General features: G+C 52.6%; 3 protein-coding genes. 2 read left to right on the top strand and 1 reads right to left on the bottom strand.

Features of this window, described 5'->3' with window-relative positions; translation table 11 throughout:
- Both AC0UA9_RS17320 and AC0UA9_RS17325 read left to right on the top strand, forming a co-directional pair.
- On the top strand, positions 1 to 449 hold a 449-nt coding region (locus AC0UA9_RS17320; protein ID WP_475661974.1), incomplete at its 5' end, for a M20/M25/M40 family metallo-hydrolase.
- Positions 450 to 509: 60 nt separating this feature from the next.
- Positions 510 to 2015: an AbgT family transporter gene (locus tag AC0UA9_RS17325; protein WP_475661975.1), complete on the top strand. Its 1506-nt coding sequence runs from the start codon at positions 510 to 512 to the stop codon at positions 2013 to 2015.
- A gap of 12 nt (positions 2016 to 2027) precedes the next feature.
- Here AC0UA9_RS17325 and AC0UA9_RS17330 read toward each other — a convergent pair.
- On the bottom strand, positions 2028 to 2613 hold a 586-nt coding region (locus tag AC0UA9_RS17330; RefSeq protein WP_475661977.1), incomplete at its 5' end, for a LysR substrate-binding domain-containing protein.

Consider the following 2613-nt stretch of genomic DNA (forward strand, 5'->3'; position numbering starts at 1 on the left):
ATGCTGGCGACGCCGCCAATGTGATTCCTGGCCAAGCCGAACTGTTAGTGAATATCCGCAGCGATCGTCCCTCGTCACGCGATGCGCTCGCAGGCAAGCTTGAGCAGGTAACCGCGGGCGTATGCGCAGCCCACAGTGCGCAGTTTCATCTGGAACACCTCCACCAGGTGCCCCCCCTGGTTAACGACTCTGCGTGGTCAGAACGCGTGCTAACAATTGCCAACAAGTACGCAGTAAGTCACGACATTCAGCAGTTGGACTATATGCCCACCATGGGGGCGGAGGATTTCGCGTTCTACCTACAGGAAGTACCGGGATGCTTCTTTTTTGTCGGTAATGGCGATAGCGCCTATCTGCACAACGAGCACTACGATTTTAACGATGCTGTTCTACCAGTTGCAGGCGGGATGTTTGTGGCGTTGGCAAAAGAGCTGTTATCACGCACTTAATTCTCTGCAGGCCTCTCATTACGATTAAAAAAATAACGTTAAGAAAAAAGGATTAATACGATGCAAGGTGTTCTTTCATCTATTGAGCGTGTGGGTAACAAGCTCCCACACCCATTTATTCTCTTTGTCATTTTAGCAGGCACGGTTGTAATCCTCTCAACCCTGCTTTCTTCACTCGGCGTTTCAGCGGTTAACCCGCAAACCGACGCGGTGGTTCAGGTACGCAGTCTACTCTCGGCCGATGGCATTGAGTTCATGCTGACCAGCGTGGTCAGTAACTTCGTTAACTTCCCACCCCTCGGCCTTATTTTGGTGGTGATGTTCGGCATTGGTTTGGCCGACAAGGTGGGCTTGATGTCGACGTTGATGCAGGTGAGCGTGGCGAAAGCACCACCCGCGCTGCTTACTTTCTGCGTTTTTATGGCGGGTATTTGCGGCAGTATTGCCTCTGATGCCAACTACCTGATTCTGATCCCGCTAGCCGCTATGGTGTACTACTCGGTGGGCCGCCACCCAATCGCCGGTGCCGCCGCTGCCTACGCGGCGGCAGGCGCCGGGTTTGATGCCAGCCTATTCATTACCGTCGGGGATGCGCTGTTTGCTGGCATAACCACGGAAGCCGCACGTTTGGTAGACCCAGACGCCTACGTTTCACCTGTTGATAACTACTACTTCGTGGCCTGCTCAGTGTTTGTACTGGCAATTATTGGCACGTTAATTATCGATAAAATCGTAGAGCCGAGGCTGCAGCGCACCCTGCCGATAAGTAAAGACTTTAAAACTGACATCATAAAACCGACATTAACCGACGCAGAAAAGCGCGGCCTAAAGCGGGTAGGCGTTGCCACACTGATTTACCTAGCGCTGATCTTAATTGCCGTGGTTCCCGAAGCATCACCACTGCGTAATGAAGAAGGCGGCTTGATTCCGTCACCCTTTTTGCGCTCACTCGTGCCACTGATGTTTGGCTATTTCGTCACTATTGGCTTGGTCTATGGCATCACCACCGGCAAGATCACCAGCAGTCGCGATGTACCACAACGCATGGCGGAGTCTGCCAGTGACCTAGCACCGACTCTAGTACTGTTCTTTGCCATTTCGCAGTTTATTGCTTATTTCCGCTGGTCAGAACTGGGGCAGTTTATTGCTATCGAAGGCTCCAACATTCTACAAAGCACCGGGTTTACCGGGCTGCCGCTGGTAGGCGCGTTTATTGCGATGAGCGCAGTACTGAATGTCTTTATGACCAGTGGCTCCGCTCAGTGGGCGTTAATGGCTCCGGTATTCGTACCGATGCTGATGATGATCGACTTCGACCCAGCCTTTGTGTTGGCAATGTTCCGCATAGGCGATTCCAGCACTAACATTATCTCCCCTATGTGCCCGTATTTTTCGGTAGCACTGGTGTATATGCAGCGTTATAAGCCAGATATGGGGCTAGGCACGTTGATAGCCACCATGCTGCCGTTAGCCATAGGCTTTTTGCTCGCCTGGTCAACGTTTTTGATGTTCTGGCTGGCGATGGGCTGGCCAATTGGTCCAGGCGTGTACATGATGGCTAACTGATACACCAGCACATCACTGCATCGCCATCATTAACTTCCATAAATAGTCGGCAGCGGGTGAAAGTCTTCTGCCGACTCTACGCACCAAATTGCCCTGGCTGCTAGCCGCCATAGGGTGATCAATGGGAATCGCCTTCAGCAAACCCGCATTTATTTCACTGCGTGCAGCAGCAGCCGTCATAAACGACACGCCAATCCCGGCACAAGCCATCCTTCGAGACACCGAATGCAGGTTGCAGCGATAGGCAGGCGTAGCCAACTGCCCGGCAGCACCAAATAGCGCATTGACGAACTGCTGAGAGCCCGAGACATCCGGTAAAAAAATCAACTTGTGCTGTAATAACTCTGTGATCGACACGCTCTCTTGGCGAGCAAGCCGGTGGGACGGTGCTACCAGCGCACACAATGGCCCTCGTTCAAAGGAGTGCACCACTAACCGTGGGTCTGAAATGGGGCCGTAGGTAATCGCGATATCCACCTCGTCGCTGGCCACCATTTCATGGGGTTCTCGGGGGTAATAAATCCCTGTTTTAATCTCGATCAGCACATCGGGGTAGTGCTCGGAAACACGGCGCATCACATGGTTGATAAAACTATCC

Source organism: Colwellia sp. F1 (assembly GCF_056238625.1).